Below are 21,227 nucleotides of genomic sequence, written 5' to 3' on the forward strand. Positions count from 1 at the left end.
CTTATCTTTTTCTACTTATATTTTAGCAGCATTTGTTTTGCCTGCCTATCTGATAGCAAGATGACAATACGCTTTTTTGATAAAACGGCCATTGTAAAAAGTAAAAAGGGGTAGAAACCCCTCTTTAAAACTCCTCTAACTGCTTATGAGGAATCGACTGCAAAACAAGAAAATCATTGTTTATCCCACCACACCCTGTCGGTAAGTGTTGCGGATTGTATTGTCTGAGGATTGGCAATCATTTCTGATTGCGGGTATAAAAATCGGCGCGGTATATCCGTTAAGGCATTGGGCACTTTTGTTATCGCCGGAAAGCCTGTCCTTCTCCAATCGTTGAAATTTTCGATAGAGAGATAGTTGGCAATTGTTTTTTCTTCGATGATCAATTGAAGCGCATTACCGGCCGTCAAAACACCACGGCTGACGAGGTAGCTACTGTTAGCGGCATCACTTATTTCTAATTTATCCATATGAGCTTTAATTGCATCGAGGTAAACAGGCTGCGCAGCAGCAAAGCCAGATTTTATTAATGTTGCTTCTGCTTTTAGAAATAAGGCTTCAGTATAATTTACTACGTAAAGAAAAGAGGCCGGATCACTGTAAAAACTTCCGGGTCTTGAATAATCCTCAAGATTGCCAACATCAATGGAACCAATTGGCCGGCCGTTATAAAGCCCGGTATTCTCAGCAGGTCTCACCATTACACTCAGGCGGGGATCATTTCTTGTTTTAAACCCATTGACGAGATGCTCGGACAAAATCAATGTAGAAACAGGATGAAAAGTAACAAAGATGGGATTCTCCTGCCCCGCAGTGCCAGGATAACCGAACTTCATATCATCATCATTTGATTGCATACCATTTTGCAAAGCTGTCAAAGCAAGGTCAGCCTGTGCTGCTGCTGTATGACCCAGCGCCTTGGTAAGATGCATATAATACCGGGCTTTCAACGTATAAGCCAGCTTTTTCCATTTATCCAAATCACCACTGTAGAAAAAATCATCGCTGCCAGGTGATTTACCTTTATTGGTGTTGATATCAGCAATGCCTTTATCCAGTAAATCCTGGATGCTTTTATAAACATCTTCCTGTTTGTCATACGCCGGTTTGAATTTGGCGCTTCCCTGGAAGGCTTCGGTGAAGGGCACATCACCCCACAGATCAGTTGTGGTTCCCAATGCAAGCGCCGTTAATATCTTACCAATACCGGCATAATTGCTATTTCCTGTAGTTTCAGCTTTCTTTATTAATACCTGCAAATTGTTAAGACAGGTAACATACACGTTTGCCCAGTCACCATCCATATCCCCATGAAAAAGCTGGTAAGTACCTGTGTTAGGTACCGGCTGGTTTAGGGCTACGTTCTGCATCCAGTGATTGACAACAGCAAAATCAAAACCCGTTGAAACCGTATGCGCAATATCTAATTCCACCGGTGAAAGGATCAGCCCCTCACTAACATCAATCGGAACATTCGGGTTATCGTTTACATCGATGAATTTTTTGCAACCTGTTGTTGCAATCAACAGGATTACCGATATAGAAAGAATTATTTTTTTCATAATAATATTTTTAAAGATCATCAATCAGGCTATGTAGTTGAAATCAGAAAGTAAATCTTAGGTTGAAGTTTACAGAACGTGTAGTAGGCGTAGAGAATGAATAAACACCCTGCGAGCCATTGGATGAACCAAAACTGCTAGCCTCAGGATCGGAGCCCGTGAAATGTGGCTTATGAATCCAAAGATTGCGACCTGTAACACCTACCGATGCAGACTTAAATGGCGTTTTAACTAATAAGGCTGGCTTTACATCATAACTTAAACTAACATTGCGCAACTTAATATAGGTAGCATCCTGCGTAGTAGCTTCGTTGATTCCACTGAGCCTCCGCCAATAATCTACACCATCCACTTCTACTTTATTGGCCAGCCCGGTATTCTCATTCACCCCTGCTACCACTCTTTTGCCTCTATCTTCGGTTGCTTTTGGCATACCATAGAAAAATCCATAACTGTCAACGTTGTTCGATAAGTCGCCGCCTTTCTTCATATCAAAAAAGAAACTGAAATTAAAACCGCCGAACCTGAAATTATTAGTAAGCCCTGCTTGCCAATCCGGAGATATATTGCCCACATGACCGTAATCGCCTATTACGGGAAGCCCTGCATCATCAATCAACAGTTCCCCACTAGTCGTACGTTTGTAGGTAGAACCATAGAGCTCACCGTATGGCTGGCCTACTACAATTTGTGTAAAACCATTCCCCAATTGTTTTTGATCTTCATAGATAGATAATACTTTATTGCGTAAACGGGTAAAAGTGAAAGTAGCATCCCAACTGAACCGCGGTGTCTTCATCAAAGTAGCGTTGATCAGGGCTTCAATGCCTTTTGTTTCCATTTCAGCACTGTTAACGGTGGTTCCTGTATAGCCTGAAGAAGGTGCAATAGAGACCCCTGGTATAAGACCATCATTTATTTTTTTATCGAACCAGGAAAATTCTAACGAAACCCGGTTTCTTAACAGTCTTGCTTCAAGGCCTATTTCAACTTCGTTTACCAATTCATTTTTTAATGTGGTGTTACCCAGCGTCGAGCTTAACAAAAACCCATTTTGTCCCTGGAAAGGAAATGCAATTCCGCCGACATTGGCAGCATAAAACGGCGTATTCAATGAATAAGGACCGACATTATCATTACCGACAGTAGCATAGGAGGCTCTCAATTTTGCAAAGTTGACGATGTCAGACAGCGAAGAAGGTAATAATTCGGAAAAAACAAAACCAACGGCTGCTGAACCATAAGGGTAAAAACTATTTTCTTTGGCTAAAACAGAGCTTCCATCGTAACGGCCGGTCAACGCTAAAATCAGCAAACGCTTATATTCAATGTTTGCCTGCGAATAAAAACCTACTTTTCGTTGCAGCGAATGCCCTTCACTATAAGTTTGTGTAGATGCATTTGACATATTATCAAACCCGGGAGTAGATAACCCAACACCTCTTGTTCCCATTCCCTGGCCATAGGTAGAAAGAATATTATTTCCCAATACAAGGTTCAGTTTAAAATCATTAAACTGCTTTGTAGCGTCAATAATAAGATCGTGGTTAAACTGGCGGAATACATTGGTGCGATCAACAATAACGCCATTGACATTGGCAATGGAACCGAGGTTCTCAAAATATTTTACCTGCTCCGTATAAATATCGGCGCCCATTCTTTCGGATATGGTAAGCCATTTTAGCGGTGTAAAGTTGAATGTTACCAAAGGAAGAAAGCGATTCACACCTGCTTTATTGTATACGTTGTCCAATACCCAGTAAGGATTGTTGCGGGAATAACGGTACAGGCGCTGATTACCATCCGAATCCAGGTAGGGTTTCATATTATAAGATATGGGACCGTTGAAGATGGTCCACACAGGACTTTCCAATATCCAGCCTTCGGGCATACTGTTGCGATTGGAGTTGGTATAATTAAACTGGATAGAAGCGGAAAGGTTATCAAAAATCTTTGCATTGAACTTTGTGAACATCGAATGCCTTTTGAAGCTTGTCGAAGGAACGATGCCCTGCTGGTTGAAATAAGAATAAGAAGCAAAGTAGTTGGCAACAGCACCGCCACCGGCTACACTCACCGTATTATTGGTACCCACACCTGTTTTAAAAAACTCTTTCAACTGATCATGCTTTTGAACAGCTGCGCCGTTTACTTTTAATGTATCCATCAACGGCCCCCATGAACTGCTTGTCTTTAGCGTTTCACCATCATAATAAACGCCTCTCTCCCCCTGGGCATATTTGTTTTGCACTTCAGGGAAAATCGGCATGTCATAAGTGAGGTCAGAACTTACGGTGATGAGTGGCTTCTTGTTAGCTGCACCGCTTTTCGTTGTAATAATAATTACGCCCCTTGCACCGGCTGAACCATACAATGCCGTAGCCGCCGCACCTTTTAATACGTTCATGCTTTCTACGGTAGCAGGATCAATATCTATGAGGCGATTACTACCGGGACCTGAATTGACCGTACCCGTTTCAGAGTTATCAATAGGAATACCATCCAATACAATCAATGCTTCATTGTTTCCATAAAAAGAGGTAACACCTCTTACTAATATCCGTGAAGAACTTCCCGGCGTACCGGAAGCATTGGTAACCTGCACACCCGCCACCTTACCTGACATGGCGTTGATCAAAAAAGGCTCTTTCGATTTTAGGATCTCGTTACTCTTTATTTCCTGCGAACTGAAGGTGAGATTTCTTTTCTCCCTTTTTAATCCCAACGCAGTTACAACTACCTCTGTAAGTTGTTGTCCTGTTTTACGTAATTTAATCTCAACTGCATCTTCATCTCCAACGGGTTTTTCCGCAGGTTCAAAACCAATCATGCTTACCACCAATTTTGAATTCGGAGTAGCCGTAATTTCGAATGAACCATCGATGTTACTAATAACGCCGATGTTACTGCCGGCAACGACAACACTTACTCCCGGAAGCGGCATACCCGTATCATCAAGAACTTTTCCTTTAATAAGTTTGGACTGAGCAGCCAGAGACAGTTGAATACATAGCGCCGCCATGAGTACCAGAGTACCCCTGATCTTTTTTTTCATAACGCAGTTTTTTTGTTTTTAAGGTTAATCAGAAAGAGAGCAATCGTCAGCGCAATAGTATGGCCCGACAGGTAAGGGTCGTTGCCATCCTGTTTGCGTCACGTTTATTATAAGCGTCAAGAAAACACTTAACTAAAAGTCATTTCAAATTTATTCATCATTGCCTGGTGATGTTTTATAATTATTCACCAATGCTATGCGGATATTAACCAAATGCTAATTGAGTAAAAAGCAAATGAATTTATATGTGTTTGCGTGCAGCGCTTTGATGAGTTCTAAATAAAAAGGGAATGCACAATAAAATGCATTCCCGTTGAGTAAAACTTAAAATGAAACTTCTTAACAATTAGATTGAAACCTGATCACTTCTCTTACAAAATTATTTTCTCAAAATTCTTGGACTAAATACACGACCAGCTGTGCGGTCCGGATGCGCCTGTATCTTTACCTCCACTTTTGTTTTTCCTTTTAGCAATTCAGCCGGTATCGGGTATTCCACATCAAAGAATTTTCCCGTTTCAGCACCTTTCAATTCCTGGGTCGCAATCTTTGTTCCGTCAATCAAAATATCAAACGCCCTTCCTTTGTCATCGCCCAGGTAAGATAAAAGCAATACCGATTCTACATCGGGCAACACTTTCATGTCAAATGAAAAGAAACCCCCTTTTCTCACTTCGCGTCCGCCACGGCCTAAAGCTATTTCTGTATAAGATTGTTCACTGGCCTTCAAATTATGATCCCGTTCGGGTTGCATTTCTCCTAACCGCATTATGTCGATCGTACGCTCATCCAGTTCTTTTTGTTTTTTCTTTTCCGCTTCGTAAGCTGACTGTCTCGCCATCCATTCGCTATTGGAAAAATAGTCCCAGTACACACTGTAATACTGATCATATGTTTTATAAAATGGTGCAAGCGCCACGTCATTTGGTTTGCCAACGCCTTTCAGGTTGAATGCAAGCGGTGTTGCAGCAGGCAATACCCAGTCAGCCACATTCCTGTTATCAGTCAGCAAAACAGGAGCGCCGTATACCGGGTCAGGCATTTCTTTGCCTAACTGCCCGGCCAATACGATTGGCCCGTATAATAATGCGATACGATTTGGATTATCGGGCATTGATTCTGTGTACAAAGACATGGGAAATGTAATTTCGACTTTATCATTACTTCCCCAACTGCGATCAATGGTAATATAACCATGCTCGTCTTTTACCACATTTACTTTACTACCGTTTACCTTCACAAACATTCCTTTTGTTGCCCACCAGGGATGGCGCACACGAACGGCAAATTTCTTTTTTGTTTTTGACTGAATAGTAAGAGTTGTGCGATCCGTTTCAGGAAAAGTGGATGTCTGTGTGACAACCACACCTTTAGTCCTCCAATTTAATTGCGAAGGAATAAACAGGTTCACATAAAGACTTCCGTCTGCTCCTTCCATATAAATATTCTCTGCATACTTGGAATGATTTTCCATCCCTGTTCCCACACAACAGGTAAAGGTGTTAAACTTATCACTGAATTCTTTCCTGCCACCCATGCGCAACGGAACGAAATAACACATCATCCCGGTGGCCGGATTTTGGGAAGCCAATATATGATTGTATAATGTTCGCTCATAAAAATCTCCGAGTTTACCATCTGGTTGCCAGCTTAATAAGTGCCTGGTCAGCTTTAGCATATTGTACGAATTGCAGGTCTCTGCCGTGTTATCACTCAACCGGTCATTTAGTTTATCGGCCGGCCCACAATATTCATAATTACTGTTGCCACCGATAACGTAAGAATGATGATTGACCATCGTAGACCAAAAAAAAGAGGCAATTGTTTTGTCACGTTCATTTCCTGTTAGTTCATATTGCCTGGCACTGCCGATAGCTTTTGGCACTTGTGTATTGGAATGTTTGCCCGGCATCGGATCAACCTGTTTTGACAAAGGTTCCATAACGAACTTGTCAAAAAATTTGTAGGAAAGGTCTAGGTATTTTTTATTCTTTGTAATGCTATAAAGATTGGCCAGCACATCATTCATGCCTCCATATTCGCAATTAAGCATTTTATCCAATTGCTCCTGCGTTAAATGATTGATCGTATTATAAGTCCAGTCAGCCATACCCGTCACCAGCTTAACTGCTTTTTTATTATCGCAATACAAATAGACATCCAGCAGGCCTGCCATTATTTTATGCACGGTGTACCAGGGAGCCCATCCACCGTTCAAATCAAAACCGCCTGATTTTATCTCCCCTCTTGCTACCTTGGCAAATAAGGTATCCTCGCCCGGGATAGCCCCGATATAACCTGTCTTTCTTGTCTGCTGGCATCGCTCTAGTTCGTCAGTCAGGTAATCACATTTTTCCTTAAACCTTTTATCACCTGTCGAAACATACATCATGGCACAGGCCGATAGATAATGCCCCATCGTATGTCCCGATAAGCCTTCGCTTTCCCAACCACCATACACGGAATCTTTTACCGGCAGATGTGCATTTTTATAAAATCGATATAGTAACCTGTCAGGATTAATCTCGAGTAAATAAGCTGCGTCTTTTTGCATGGCGTTTTTAAATGCACCATCTCCCAATAACTTCACGTCTCTCAGGTTGAATGCATAAGCCTTAACAGGTATAACAGGCCTCACATTGAACCGGTGATTATTTTTTTCGGCAATATAACTTTGGCTGTGTCCTGCCGATGCGGATAAGTATAAAACAAAGAATATTCTTAATCGTTTCATCCGTATATTTTTTATTTGATTTTGGTCCCGTACTGTTCGGGAAACTTACCATGATAATCCGCTGCGGCGGACCCCTGTGTGATATAATGAAAATTTTATTATAGACGTTTCATCTTACACTAACTTGAAACTGGTGTTATAAATAAAAAAAAATATTAACCATTAGTCGTCAGATTGTCCCTGGTGTAATGGCCGTTTATCTTGCGCATGATATTCAGGCTGTTTTCATTTTTCAGTGCTAAAGGCAAAAATTCCGCGGGGCAATCCTGCAAGCAAACAGGTCTTGCAAAACGCTTTATGGCATCGGCTCCGACTGAAGTGCTGCCGGCATTTGTGGTAGCAGGATAGGGTCCTCCGTGCACCATTGCATGGCAAACTTCTACACCAGTTGGCACTCCATTATACAGTAGTCTTCCAACTTTCCCGGTCAATACTTCGATACAGGACGCAAAAGTTTCAAGATCTTCTTTCAGTCCTATAACAGTACCGGTCAACTGTCCATGCAGTGAATATATTGCCTGCACTAATTCGTGGTGATCCCTGCATTTTACAATTAATGAGCAGGGACCAAAAACTTCTGCCTGTAAGTTTTCATTGGCTATAAAATCAGCAGCATTGGTCTGTAACAAAACAGCAGCCCCTCTTATATCATCCGCAGCACTTTCAACAGCTGCGACAACCTTTACACCCGGTTGTTGCTGCAAACTGCTCTTACTATTGTAGTAATTATTACAAACGTTCCGGTTCAGCATGGTTGTCGGAGCAACGTTCATTAATTGATTGCTCAGCACATCAGTAAATTTTTCTGCAGTCTCGCTTTCTATCAAAAACAGCAGGCCGGGATTTGTACAAAACTGTCCCGTGCCTAATGTAATGGATGCCGCCAACTGCGCAGCAACAGCATTGCTTTCCTTCTCCAACTTACCAGGCAACAAAAGCACGGGATTTATGCTGCTCATTTCAGCATACACCGGTATTGGTGTTTTGCGGGCTGTAGCAGCCGTCCTGAAAATTGACATTCCCGCTTTGTATGAGCCGGTAAACCCAATGGCTTTTACTGCTTCATGTTTTATCAAATGCTGAATGGTATCAATATCATCGCTGACAACAGATGAGAACACGGCGTCAGGCATATTCGTTTTTTGTGCCGCACTTTTAATAGCATCGGCTATTAATTTATGTGTGCCCAGATGTCCTTCATGTGCTTTTACAATGACCGGGTTACCCGCTGCCAATGCAGATGCAGTATCTCCCCCCGCTGTAGAAAATGCAAACGGAAAATTGCTGGCGCCAAAAACCAGCACCGGTCCAATTGGTATTAACATCTTTCGCAGGTCCGGTCTTGGCAATGGTTTCCGATCAGGCAAAGCTGTATCAATAACGGCTTCTACCCACGATCCTTCCCGCAACAACTCTGCAAACAATTTTAATTGCCCCACTGTTCTTGCTCTTTCGCCAATCAATCTTGCTTCCGGCAATCCTGATTCCAGCATAGTACGATGTATCAGTTCGCCACCCAATGCCATGATCTCATCACCGATCGCTTCCAGAAAAACGGCTCTTTCTTCAGCTGTTTTCTTGCTATAAACAGAAAAGGCTTTTTCCGAAGCAGTTCCGACCTTATTAATTTCAGAAAGGGTTGCAACGGGATATTCTCCCGGCAAATAATCTTTTACAACGGGGCTAAATGCTCTTAATGTATGAGTCGCATTACTATCCAAAGAAACAGGCAGTTCATTTACGTTAACCATTGACAGGATGATTTTATTCAGCAATTTACTACAGCTATTGCAAATCTACTGTTACGATCAGCAAGTGCATGAGGATAAAATAACTGATACTTTACCAATTTTAACTAAAATGAAAATGCAGGGGAGCCACTATTCCCGGACCAGCATGGTACGAAACGTCAGGTTTATCCTGGGCCCTGTTATTTTTTTTGATTTGGGCAAACTGTGCAACCAATTTGTTTGTGTGGAGCCTTTCATCACCAGCAGGCTACCGTGTTCGAGCAGCAACGAAATTGTTTCTTTACTTTTTTTATGACGAAAGGAAAATCTTCTTTCTTCTCCAAAACTAAATGAAGCAATAGCGGAATCCTTGCCTAATGATTTTTCGTCATCACTATGCCAGGCCATGCCTTCATCACCATTGTGGTATAAATTAAGCAGGCAGGAATTAAAGACTGTTCCAGTTAATTCCTCAACAATTGTTTTTAATTTTTTTAAATCTCCTGTCCAGGCCAGAGCCTGCCGGGTTATATTGGAATAAGTATATGAAAATTCCTTGTCGCCATACCACGCTACTTTTCTCCGGGTGATGATATGTCTGCCAAAGATTACGGCTTCATCATTTTTCCAGGTAATATGATGCAGCAACTCATGCAGGAAATAATCAGCCTGTGCCTGGTTTAAAATCCGGCCATAATAATTGACCACTCCTTCATAAGGCAACAAATTTTGTGTAGCATCATATTTAAATAGTTCCATCTTTCCAGGCTTTATATTTTTTGTTCATACAATGACCGCAGGGCCGGTACCCCTGGTCAGTAGCTTCGTGTTTTGAAGCAAAGAAAACCCTGTTTGTTTTTTTCATTCGTTTTCCAGACCAGCAATTTAGCTTACCAAATATTTTTAATTGGCTATTGCCACCCAGCAAAATTGAACGGTTGTGTATTCGTACTCTCAACTCATCATCACCTATGTCAGTATGTTTTTCCATTTGATCAATTCTTACGTTGAGTTTGGGCAGCCTCCCATCCTATCATGGCAGTCTTACGAATGCTTCCCCAATGATACTGACCAATGACTCCTGTTGATTGAATCACACGATGACAAGGAATGAGAAAAGCCACAGGATTGTCACCGACAGCGGTACCCACTGCCCTTGACGCATTGGGATTGTGTAAATGTTTTGCAATATTGCCATAGGTCGACAATTGTCCCATTGGAATTTTCAACAAAGCTTCCCATACTTTTATTTGAAAGGGGGTTCCTTTGAGATGCAGCTTTACCTGGTTCAGCTTTTTCCAGTCGTGGGTAAAAATGAACAGTGCATTTTGCTGTATCAAATCAACCCTTTGATGATACTGCGCATTAGGAAAAACTTGCTGCAACGCTTCAAAGGCAGCCGCTTCATCATCAGCAAACGCCATATGGCAAATTCCTTTAGCGGTAGACGCAACAAGGATATTTCCAAACGGGCTTTCGGCGAAGCTGTAATTAATGGATAAGTTTTCGCCGCCATTTTTATATTCACCCGGGGTCATCCCTTCAATATTAACAAACAAATCATGCAGGCGACCGGTTCCGGACAACCCTGTTTCAAATGCTGTATCGAAAATGCTTGCCTGCTGTTGTTGCAACATTTTTTTTGCATGCTCAATGGTCAGGTATTGCAAAAATTTCTTTGGACTCACACCCGCCCAATCCGTGAACATCCGCTGAAAATGAAAACTGCTCAAATGAATTTTTTTCGCAATCTCATCTAGCCCCGGTTGCGATTTAAAGTTTTCTTTAATATAACTTATTGCCTCAGCAATCCGGTCGTAATTGGTTATATCCTGCTCTTTCATCCGTATGTTTTTCATTGTTTTAATTTGGCCGGATGGAACGCCCAATAAACATTCCTCTGTGTTTCAAAAATTTTATATGGGCGTTTCATTTTTTCTTTATTAGTACAAGGCAAAAGTAAAATGGTAAACATCCTCTGCCTACCCGAATCTTGCTAACTATTGCCAGGAAAAATTATAAAAATTGATTTAGCAAAATTAACACTGCCATAGGGTTGTCAGTAGCCGGCTTTTTCTTTGTACCACCAAACAAAATTTAAACCCTAAACAGTTAAATATGGAAAATACAATTGCAGAAAAGAAGACAATCACTACTGATGCAACCATCACACCACAGGCACTTTTGAATCAATGGCAGGGACATCGCAGGCTGACCAGGAAAATGATAGAAGCCTTTCCCGAAAAAGAATTATTTAATTATTCTGTTGGCGGCATGCGGCCCTTTTCAGAATTGGCGCTTGAGATGCTGTCAATGGCCGCACCCGGTATTCGCGGTGCAGTGACCAACGAGTGGGAGCCTTTTAATGACAAGGAACAAAAACCTGCAACGAAAGCCGAATTGCTAAAGCTATGGGATGAAACAACAGACATCCTGAACGAATTCTGGCCAAAAATTACGCCGCAGCGTTTCCAGGAAACTACGCTGGCCTTTGGCCAATATGAGGGGCCCGTTTATTGGGTTATTCTATATTTTATCGACAACGAAATACACCACCGCGGACAGGGATATGTGTACCTGCGGACACTCGGAATAGACCCGCCCCCATTCTGGGAGAGATAAAGAAAAAAGCTATCTCAAAAATATTGTCTCGCAAAAGACAGGAGTAACGCAAGGAATAGTTGGCAAAATTCAGCACCATAGAATAATAAAACACGGAGGCACTAAGACACAAAGTCAGGGAGATTCTTTTATTTTCCTGATACCTGTGTCTCCGTGCCTTTGTGTTTCAAATAAAACTTAACCACGGGTACGCTAAGAAACTATAGAAACCTCGTTACTTTTTCGCAAACTCATCACTAAGTTTATTCATTTGCTCAGCGCTCAACTTTGACCCGGAAGCAATTACCAACCGGTAACGAAAGGTTACAGGCTGTTTCGGTGCTAACGAGAAGTTTAACTCTTCCGTGCCATTGCTGAATACTTTTCTACCGAGTGGATTAATGGCAAAAAGACCATAACCCCTGGCATGCCAGTAAGCGGGATAGCCAATGTTAGCAGGATGATCGATAATGCCCACTGTAATGTCTTTACCGCCTTTTTCACCGGTGAGCATGGTCCATTTGCCTTTGCTGCTCCAGACCGAATCACCTTTTAAGCCGTTACTGGCATAGTACATTCCTGTAACATTTTTATCAGAAGCGGCAACAGTGGTAATATTTCCTTTATCGTCTACAAAACTGGAAGCTTCTTTGGAAGGCATCTCCAGTTCCCGGGCAACACGAATAGCAAACATGCCATCTTTTACATCCTTAAAAACCACTGTTGTATCTGCAGCCGTTAACCGGGTAGTACGGTCAATGATAAAATTATTGCCGCTGACGCTGAAGTGAAAAATTGTTTGTTCATTCAATAAAACCTTTCCATCCGGTCTTTTCCATGATGCTGATGTTGCAAGGGTAGCTTCATTCCCGTTGACCTTTTTATCTACTATGTTATTATGAACAATAGTTCCGTAGTGATTTCTCTTTTCCGGCGCAATCGCAGTTGAATTGTTCCAAAAATCAAGTCCGTTGACCGATTCGTAATTCAACCAAATTCCTGTGTGATGCGGATGATCTGTTCTTTCACCTGCAACAGGTTGAAACGGATAACCGCGGGTCACCGTTATACCATCCACCGTATTCACCGGAAACAGTATTGGCTTAAAACTAGAATCATAATAGCAATAAGAAGTCAGCAGCTTTCCATCAAATAAAATATCGACCTGTTTTTTATGCTTCTGTTCAACAATCTTAAATACCTTTTGTGCTGAAGCAAAAATTGGCAGCGACAAAAGCAAAAGGCAAATCATTTTTCTCATTAATTGCATGACCTAGTATTTAAATACTTTACCATTGGCCATTACTTCCTGCGTTTTTTCATCGAAGGTAACTTTAGCTCCTGTTCTGACGGCGGCATTCGTCATGATGGTAGCGATGGAATGATTATATCCTGCCTCCACCGGTGCGTTGGTTTGCTTACGGCTACGAATGCATTCCATATAATTCCGCATATGATTACTGGTTAGGCTATCCGCACCGGTGTTCGCTGAAGCCACTACCTTTTCTGTTTTATCAACCAATACTGATTCAGGCAACAGATTTGGTTGCATATTCATCGCCGCTGCGTGATTCTCCTGCAGTCCACCAGCAGGTGATACTTTGTTGGTAATAAGATTTAGCTCTCCGCCATTGGAATAATAAATTTCAGCGGGCCGCTCATCACCATTATGCATTCTTGAACTAAAAGTAACCTGGAAGCCGGTCGTCTTATCGTTTTCCGGGCCATAGTCAAACACAGCAGTAGTAGTGTCCCAGTTTCTCCTGCCGTCTTTCCACATATAAATACCACCATTGGCCACCACGCTGCGTGGATGTTTTAAACCGCTAAACCAATGCACCGTATCAATCTGGTGACTCATCCATTGACCGGGCATGCCCGATGAATAAGGCCAGAATAAGCGATACTCCAAATATTTGCGTGGATCCCATTCTTCAAAGGGGCGATTCAGTAAAAATCGTTTCCAGTCCGTATCTTCCTTTTTACACTTAGCCACTAAAGCCGGTCTTCTCCAGCGACCCGGTTGGTTCACATTCCAGGTCAATTCAACCATGGTAATCGGTCCAAACTTTCCGGATTGTATAAAGTCGGCAGCTGCGGTGTAATTGCCACCGCTTCTGCGTTGTGAACCTACTTGTATAATTCTATCAGATGCTTTGATCACCTTTAGTGCAGCCCTGTTATCTTCCATCGTTTCTGCAAATGGTTTTTCAACATACACATCTTTACCAGCCTTCACTGCTTCGATGGCATGCAATGCATGTTGAAAATCGGCGGTGCTGATAATCACTGCATCCAGGTCTTTGATGCGGTAGAGCTCGTCATTATTGATACAGGCTTGTATATCGTGACCCATTTTCTCTTTTAGGTAAGCCTGCCCTTCTTCCCGGCGCAATTTCCAGATATCACTTACAGCCACGAGGTCAAAATTCAATTCTTTATAGTGGTTTAAAAAAGAAGGAAATAAAGACTGCCTGAAACGATCAGAAAAACCTACAGCGCCAATCCTTACCCGGTCATTGGCGCCAATAATATTACCATAGCTTTTGGCGCTAAATCCCAGCGAAGCAGCATAGATAGCAGCAGAGGCTTTAGCGGACTGTTTGATAAAATTTCTGCGTGATACCGACATAATGTTTATTTAAATGATGATTAGTTTGAACAATTAACAAAAAGACGTTTGAAAAAAAATATCGTTGCTTTATTTAAGCGATTTAATCTTTATACTTCTGAAGGACACATTGTCGCCATGATCCTGTAAAAGAATCCTTCCTTCTTTTGCCATGCCGAAGTTGGGCCAATCTTTGTATTTGCTTTTGGCGACAAGAGCCAGGTATTCAGGCGAGCCTCTTTTATAGCTCACGACTTTGTAACCGTTTAACCAATACTCCACGTTGTTATTAGGATAAACCCTGATAATGCCCTGGTTCCATTCACCGATCTTTTTCCTTGCGGCAGGATTTTTATCAGAAGCAATCAGGTCATATAAAGAAGCTAGGGTACGGTTGCCATTGACACCCATTTTTGCATCGGGATGTTTCTCATCATCCAAAATCTGGTATTCCAACCCGATGGCAGAACCTTTATTATTTTCTGATTCTGTGACAAAATATTTTACACCGCTGTTCGCCCCTTCGGTTAATTTGAAATCAAATTTTAATTCAAAAGCGCTGAATTTTTTATCGGTCACAATATCCCCGCCATTGGTTGATTCACCTCCAGCCGATTTTTCAACGGATAATTCTCCATTGTTGATTACCCAACCTTTTTCCGGAAAACTTTCTTTGTAGGCTCCCCGCCAGCCATTGCTTGTCTTTCCATCCCACAATAAGGAAAAACCATTTTTGGCTTCCTGCGATGAAAGATTATTGGGAATGGTATTAACAACATAAATATTATCGTAAGCGGTCGCCTTCAGATCTTCTGTTTGAATGCGGATGTTTCTCCAGCGAATGTGTTTACCAGCTTGCCTCTGCTGATTGATGCTGTGTACCTGCAAGGCAATAAACCCTTCGGGAGTCTCAGCATCTACGACATGGGCTGCCGGAATGCCATTTACCCAGGTACGAATGGTATGACCAATACATTCTACCCGGTATTTATTCCATTGATTGTTCTTAAAGGCCTTTTTAGCGGCGGGATTTAACTCTAATGGATAAAGCCAGCCTCTCCTTGCTTCATCATACAAGCCACCGCTCCAGGCTCTTTTGGCGGGATCTACTTCTACCTGGTAGCCATGTACCCGCCCGTTTTGATATTCTGGTTTACTTAGGCTTCTTATTTGTATACCGGAATTCATCGATGTGTCGACCAACAACTCCAGCTCAAGAATAAAATTTCCGTACACCAGTTCGGTAGCCAAAAAGGAATTGGGCTCGTTCATCACAGTAGTTCCTACTATCTCTCCGTTCTTCACTTCATACGTTGCTTTCCCGTTTAATTGTTTCCAGCCCTGCAGGTCCTTACCGTTAAAAAGCTTTTGCCATCGGCTGTTTTGTGTCATACCATTTAGTGTAACAAGCAGGGTACAGACTAAAAGAACTTTCATTTTGTGCATAACAATAGTTAGAGTGCTTTGAAAATATGTTTTGGCTAAAATTACTATACAATCTTAATAAATGGCCAGGATCAAAATATTTAGATTGTCAAAATTTATCCTTCTATTAATCCTGTTATTCCCAAAGACAGAATAATTTTTATTTATCACAGGCAGCCTATTACCAGCTTTATCCGATTTGACCTGAAAAGTTGCTGTAAGCTTACCGGATAAATAATGAAAATTGCATTTATTACCCGATCCACACTGCATACTGTTCCTGGTGGAGATACGGAACAGGTTTTACAAACAGCAAAATTCCTGCAACAGTTGGGAGTAGATGTAAGTGTTTTTTTAACATCTGAGCCCATTGATTATACCCGTTACGATCTGGTACATTTCTTTAATATCACCCGGCCGGCAGATATTTTATCACACATTTCAAAAGCCTCAAAACCTGCCGTTGTTTCTACCATCCTTGTTGATTATACTGAATATGATATCTATCATCGTAAAGGTGTGCCCGGGCTAATCTTACGCCTGTTTCCACCGGCTGCAAATGAATACATAAAGACAATTGCGAGATGGCTGCTGCAAAAAGACGGTCTGCAAAGCAAGTCCTATCTATGGAAAGGACAGACCAAAAGCATCCGGGAAATTTTACAGAAAGCCGAACTGCTTCTTCCCAACTCGGAATCGGAATACCGGAAACTGGAACAACAATATGGTTTGCAGAAACAATACAGGGTAGTGCCAAACGGAATTGATAGTTCTTTGTTTTCTTTCGATCCCGCAATAAAAAAAGATAACAAACTGGTTTTATCAGCAGCAAGAATAGAAGGCAGAAAAAATCAACTTAACCTGATCCGGGCTCTCAATCATACAGACTATACTGTTTTGCTAACGGGATTACCGGCTCCCAATCAACAAGCCTACTATGAAGAATGTAAAAAGATAGCCGCTGATAATATTATTTTTTGTGGCCGTGTGCCAATTGATGTATTGATCAGTTATTACAAAAAGGCTAAAGTTCATGTCCTGCCGAGCTGGCATGAGACCTGTGGCCTTTCCTCGCTGGAAGCGGCTGCTATGGGATGCAATATTGTTGTGACAGAAAAAGGTTTCACTAAAGAATATTTTGGCGATGATGCTTTCTATTGCGATCCGGGTGATCTGGAATCGATTTATGCAGCGGTAGAGCAGGCCGCACATACGGACTTCAATCCAAAGCTACAGCAAAAAGTATCGCTTCATTATACCTGGCAGCAGGCTGCAGCTACCACTTTAAAAGCTTACCAAACCATTATATCTCCATGCGAAAATTAAGAATCGGCATATTAGGCACCAGGGGCATACCCAATCACTATGGCGGCTTCGAACAATTTGCTGAGTATCTCTCAGCCGGTCTTGTACAAAGAGGACATGAAGTGTGTGTTTATAATTCAAGCAGGCACCCTTACAAAGAAAGTGAATGGAGCGGCGTGCAAATCATTCACTGCAACGATCCTGAAGCAAGGCTGGGCACTTTTGGACAGTTCATCTATGACCTCAATTGCATCAACGATTCCCGCAAGAGAGATTTTGATATACTACTACATCTTGGCTATACCAGCGATTCGATCTGGCATTGGCGTTGGCCCAAAAAAACTATCAACATGCTCAACGTGGATGGCATGGAATGGATGCGCAGTAAATTCAATAAACCTACCAAGCGATTTTTAAAATTTGCTGAATCACTGGCGGCCAAAAACGCCCAGGTGCTTATAGCAGATTCCCCACAAATGCAATATCATTTTTGGGCTAACTATGGCCGCAAACCAGCGTACATTCCTTATGGCGCCGATATCTTCTCTCAACCAAATGAAGACATACCGGCCAGGTTTAAACTCGTTCCCAATCAATATCACCTGTTAGTTGCGAGGATTGAGCCTGAAAATAATATCGAAATGATCGTGAAGGGTTTTCTTGGCTCCAGGCAATCCCATCCTTTGCTGATCGTCGGCAACACCAACAATAAGTTTGGAAAATATTTAAACAGGAAATTCAATAACCGAGGTGTTAAGTTTATTGGTTCAATATATGATCAGTATGTGCTCAACAACCTGCGCTATTATTCAACCCGTTACTTTCATGGCCACTCAGTCGGCGGCACCAATCCATCTCTTTTAGAAGCTATGGCTTGCGGATGCAATATCGCGGCCCATAACAATATTTTCAACAAAGCGGTATTGCAGGCAGGCGCCGATTATTTTTCAAATGAAAAAGAAGTGTCAACGATTATTGATATGCCGGAAAATAATACCGCGGTTAACGAAAGAAAAAAATCCAACCTCGAAAAAATCAGGAATATCTATAACATAGAAAAAAACATTGACGATTATGAACAACTTATGCTCCGGGCCTGTGGTGAAAAAAAGATGATTTTTAAACCTTCACCCGTGGGCACAATATGATATGAGCCGAAAATTTTTCAGGGATATTTCTGCCAGTACCCTCCAGGTGCTGATCAACCAGCTATTGGGATTGGCTGTATTTTTTGTTCTTTCCATCTACCTGTCAAAAGATCATTACGGCGAGCTAAACTGGTCGCTTTCCGTGTTTATGTTTGCGAATACTTTGCTGAGTCTTCGGCTGGAGCAAATCATAGTAAAAAGGTCAGCAACCGAAAAAGATAGCAGCACGATCATGTCCCTTTTTTTGGTTCATGTTCTGCTTTCCGGCATAGGCTTTTATCTCTTATTATTGGTGCTAAAATTCATTTCCCCTTCTTTCTTTACTATTCATGGTTTCCTGCTGGTGATCGGCATAAGCCAACTGCTGGGCTTCATTGCCTCGCCTTTTAAACAGGTAGCCAATGGCAAAGAACGATTTGATTATCTCGCCATCATGTCTTCCGTGGGCAATCTTACACGGGTTGTTTTATTGACAATAGCAATACTTTTTTTTACTATCACGATAGAATGGGTGCTCATTATTTTTATAATCAGCTCCCTGGTGGAATTACTCGCCTGCTTTTTCCTGGCCAGGTTCCGGATGAACATCCCGATCTCGGTCAATATTCGTTTCACCGATTATAAGAACTTACTAAAGGAATCACTGCCCCAAATCAAAGCGGCCTTCCTGATGGCTGGCATCACCCGGATAGATTGGATCCTGTTGGGCCTGGTTTCTACTTCAGCAGTCGTTGCCGAGTATAGTTTTGCTTACCGGGCTTACGAGTTGTCGCCCTTTCCCCTTCTGATCATTGCACCGGTATTGCTGAGCCGGTTTTCAAAATTTTTTGCTGGTAATAACGACGAATCACTTTTTTTCAAAAAAAGAGAACTCGGCCAGCTTATTCGGGCCGAAATGATATTGGCCACCCTAATACCACTGGTTTTAAATATTATCTGGACACCCTTTGTTGATTTTCTTACCGGCAATAAATACGGCGCCGTCAACCAAATCACCTTCCTGATCCTTTCGTTTTGTATCCCTTTTCAATATATCAGTAACATTATCTGGTCGGCTCATTTTGCGCAGAGCCGGCTGAAACTTATTCTGAAGATCACTTTTATTACCTTTTGTATTGTGCTGATCGGCGACTTAGTTTTCATTCCTCTTTTCAATGCAAAAGGAGCAGCACTGGTTTACCTCGTTGCGATGATAACTGAATATATCAACTATATGCGATCGTCGCCGTTGTCAAAAACCAGGGAATCGTGGCAGTCGCTCATTATTTGTCTTTTGGCAGCAACCCTGGGTGGTTTTGGCGCCTTCTTTTTATTTCAAAGCACTGCCTGGCGCCTTGCTTTCGCCACCTGTCTTTTTTTTCTCCTGCTGCTGGCAACCCGGCAATTGCGATCAACCGATTTATTATATGTAATCCAAACAGTTAAAAAAAATAAAAGCCAACCTGTTTCTCTGACCACTACATAGCATGAGAGCATTCTACCAACCTGCTGTTGCTTATTTCCGGAAAATAAACTGGACGTTACTGCTGTTTCTTATACTTTTCCTCAATGTAAAAATGATGGTAAAAATCGTAGCAGTAGGTTGCTTACTGTTACTCAACTATAAACTTTTCCAGGATAAAACTATTTTCCGGCAAAAGTTTATTTTGTTTTATGTCTGCATGATCGGCATTGCTCTTCTCAATCTTTTGCTGATCCCCGTTACAACAAACTATATTATTGCCGTATCCGCCGGCATTATCTTCTGGATGCTTTGTACTGCTGCGGCTTTATTAAACAGCTGGTTTGTATTAAAAACCGACACCTCCAAATTGCACTCAACCGTTTCACTTTTCTTTTTGACAAACGCTGCCGTTACATTAGTGCAGCTAGTGTTAATCATGTTAGATGCAGGCTCTTTTAATCCCTACACTTACCAGGGCATGTATCAGAAATACTTTATAGGTACCGGTGATTTGCTTACCGGCGCCAGTTTTGATGTCTCCACCACCAATGCACTGTTAAATGCTTTCGGCGTAGTCTATTTTCTTTCCCGCAATAAAATGATACTGGCCTTGCTATGCATGATCGTATTATTGTTCACAGCAAGCAACTTCACCAATGTTTTGATCGCCGGTGTTCTGTTGTTTCTTTTTATTTTTCAAAGTACCAAAGAACAGAAAAGCATCATCCTTGTTTGTGTTTCACTACTGGTCATCTTCATGATCCGGGTATCACCCCAAAATAATAACTACGTCACCGAAACCACTAAAAAGCTATTAAATAAAGACACCAAAATACCCGCCGTTAAGAAATTTGACACACTTGTTGTTTACAAACCTGACAGCATTTTAACCGGCGAGGAGAAAAAGCAAAAGATAGCCATGCTTTTTCTCGACAGTATAAAAAGAATAAGGATGGAATTGGTTCCGCTTACGATGGTGACAAAACCTGTTATGCCAAAACCCAATATCCACTCGGAGCCCTTCCAGCGAAAAAAAGATACGACCCTGCTCCAAAAAGAATTGCTGGCCTTTGCCATTCAAAAAATTCCGGATTTCAATACCGACCTGGAACAAACAGGGACCAAAGATTTACCTGGCAAACTGCTGGCCATTCAGCAAACATTTCATTTTTTTAAGACCCATCCATCTAAAATCGTAACAGGTACGGGCACAGGCAATTTTTCTTCTAAACTTGCCTTCCGTACAACAGGTTTGCCAGTAGCAGGCGGGTACCCCGACGAGTGGATTTATATCAACGATGCCTTCCTGAGTAATCATCTGAATCTTTATCTATCTTATTTCAGCAAGGATGTGCGATTACACTCACTCACTAATAGCCCTAATTCTGTTTATGATCAACTGGTAGCAGAATATGGCTTGACTGGCCTGGCTGCATTTATATTCCTGTATGCCGGATTCTTTTTTAAAAAGATTAAAAAAATGACGTACGGATTGCCGTTGCTACTGCTCTTACTGGGAGCTTTCGGCGTGGAATATTGGTACGAGCAATTATCGATCGTAATAGTTTTTGAGCTTTTAATGCTTCTTAATATTAAAGAAACAGGTGAGTAA

At 41.8% G+C, this 21,227-nt stretch carries 15 protein-coding genes; 5 read left to right on the top strand and 10 right to left on the bottom strand.

What is annotated here, in order from left to right:
- Window positions 1–173 precede the first annotated feature (173 nt).
- From ACFEL9_RS11175 to ACFEL9_RS11205, 7 genes are all read right to left on the bottom strand, one after another.
- Complete coding sequence (locus ACFEL9_RS11175) at window positions 174–1,562, bottom strand: SusD/RagB family nutrient-binding outer membrane lipoprotein (protein ID WP_385889680.1); 1,389 nt, start codon at window positions 1,560–1,562, stop codon at window positions 174–176.
- Between the two features lie 43 nt (window positions 1,563–1,605).
- Window positions 1,606–4,617 carry a SusC/RagA family TonB-linked outer membrane protein gene (locus ACFEL9_RS11180; protein WP_385889682.1) on the bottom strand — a complete coding sequence of 1,004 codons (3,012 nt, stop codon included), beginning with the start codon at window positions 4,615–4,617 and terminating at the stop codon, window positions 1,606–1,608.
- A gap of 379 nt (window positions 4,618–4,996) precedes the next feature.
- A complete protein-coding gene (locus tag ACFEL9_RS11185) occupies window positions 4,997–7,351 on the bottom strand; it encodes a beta-L-arabinofuranosidase domain-containing protein (RefSeq protein ID WP_385889683.1) in 2,355 nt (784 codons plus the stop codon).
- Between the two features lie 155 nt (window positions 7,352–7,506).
- A complete protein-coding gene (locus ACFEL9_RS11190; RefSeq protein WP_385889686.1) occupies window positions 7,507–9,102 on the bottom strand; it encodes an aldehyde dehydrogenase (NADP(+)) in 1,596 nt (531 codons plus the stop codon).
- Between the two features lie 129 nt (window positions 9,103–9,231).
- Complete coding sequence (locus ACFEL9_RS11195; protein WP_385889687.1) at window positions 9,232–9,840, bottom strand: alpha-ketoglutarate-dependent dioxygenase AlkB family protein; 609 nt, start codon at window positions 9,838–9,840, stop codon at window positions 9,232–9,234.
- Entirely contained in the window at window positions 9,827–10,072 is a 246-nt protein-coding gene (locus tag ACFEL9_RS11200) for an Ada metal-binding domain-containing protein (protein ID WP_385889690.1), read from the bottom strand. Before ACFEL9_RS11200 ends, ACFEL9_RS11195 begins: the two co-directional genes overlap by 14 nt.
- A gap of 4 nt (window positions 10,073–10,076) precedes the next feature.
- Complete coding sequence (locus ACFEL9_RS11205) at window positions 10,077–10,940, bottom strand: methylated-DNA--[protein]-cysteine S-methyltransferase (protein ID WP_385889692.1); 864 nt, start codon at window positions 10,938–10,940, stop codon at window positions 10,077–10,079.
- Between the two features lie 259 nt (window positions 10,941–11,199).
- On the opposite strand from ACFEL9_RS11205, the gene ACFEL9_RS11210 reads away from it, so the two are divergent.
- The gene (locus ACFEL9_RS11210; RefSeq protein ID WP_385889694.1) at window positions 11,200–11,703 is read left to right on the top strand and encodes a DinB family protein; all 504 of its coding nucleotides are present in this window, start codon (window positions 11,200–11,202) and stop codon (window positions 11,701–11,703) included.
- Window positions 11,704–11,917: 214 nt separating this feature from the next.
- Here the strand turns inward: ACFEL9_RS11210 and ACFEL9_RS11215 are convergent, their stop codons facing one another.
- The 3 genes from ACFEL9_RS11215 to ACFEL9_RS11225 form a co-directional block, all read right to left on the bottom strand.
- Window positions 11,918–12,952: a DUF6807 domain-containing protein gene (locus tag ACFEL9_RS11215; protein WP_385889696.1), complete on the bottom strand. Its 1,035-nt coding sequence runs from the start codon at window positions 12,950–12,952 to the stop codon at window positions 11,918–11,920.
- Window positions 12,953–12,955: 3 nt separating this feature from the next.
- Window positions 12,956–14,314, bottom strand: coding sequence for a Gfo/Idh/MocA family protein (locus ACFEL9_RS11220; RefSeq protein WP_385889699.1), 1,359 nt, complete (start codon window positions 14,312–14,314; stop codon window positions 12,956–12,958).
- A gap of 69 nt (window positions 14,315–14,383) precedes the next feature.
- Window positions 14,384–15,739, bottom strand: a complete 1,356-nt coding sequence (locus ACFEL9_RS11225) for a 3-keto-disaccharide hydrolase (protein WP_385889701.1) — start codon at window positions 15,737–15,739, stop codon at window positions 14,384–14,386.
- Window positions 15,740–15,955: 216 nt separating this feature from the next.
- Between ACFEL9_RS11225 and ACFEL9_RS11230 the strand changes: the two genes are divergently transcribed.
- From ACFEL9_RS11230 to ACFEL9_RS11245, 4 genes are read left to right on the top strand one after another with little or no spacing between them, the layout of a single operon-like run.
- Entirely contained in the window at window positions 15,956–17,044 is a 1,089-nt protein-coding gene (locus ACFEL9_RS11230) for a glycosyltransferase family 4 protein (protein ID WP_385889702.1), read from the top strand.
- Window positions 17,032–18,171: a DUF1972 domain-containing protein gene (locus tag ACFEL9_RS11235; protein ID WP_385889705.1), complete on the top strand. Its 1,140-nt coding sequence runs from the start codon at window positions 17,032–17,034 to the stop codon at window positions 18,169–18,171. Before ACFEL9_RS11230 ends, ACFEL9_RS11235 begins: the two co-directional genes overlap by 13 nt.
- 1 nt (window position 18,172) lies before the next feature.
- Window positions 18,173–19,636, top strand: a complete 1,464-nt coding sequence (locus tag ACFEL9_RS11240; RefSeq protein ID WP_385889708.1) for an oligosaccharide flippase family protein — start codon at window positions 18,173–18,175, stop codon at window positions 19,634–19,636.
- A 1-nt stretch (window position 19,637) separates the two neighbouring features.
- Window positions 19,638–21,227 carry a hypothetical protein gene (locus ACFEL9_RS11245; RefSeq protein ID WP_385889712.1) on the top strand — a complete coding sequence of 530 codons (1,590 nt, stop codon included), beginning with the start codon at window positions 19,638–19,640 and terminating at the stop codon, window positions 21,225–21,227.

The organism is Terrimonas alba (assembly GCF_042434975.1).
Classification (GTDB): Bacteria; Bacteroidota; Bacteroidia; order Chitinophagales; family Chitinophagaceae; genus Terrimonas_B; species Terrimonas_B alba.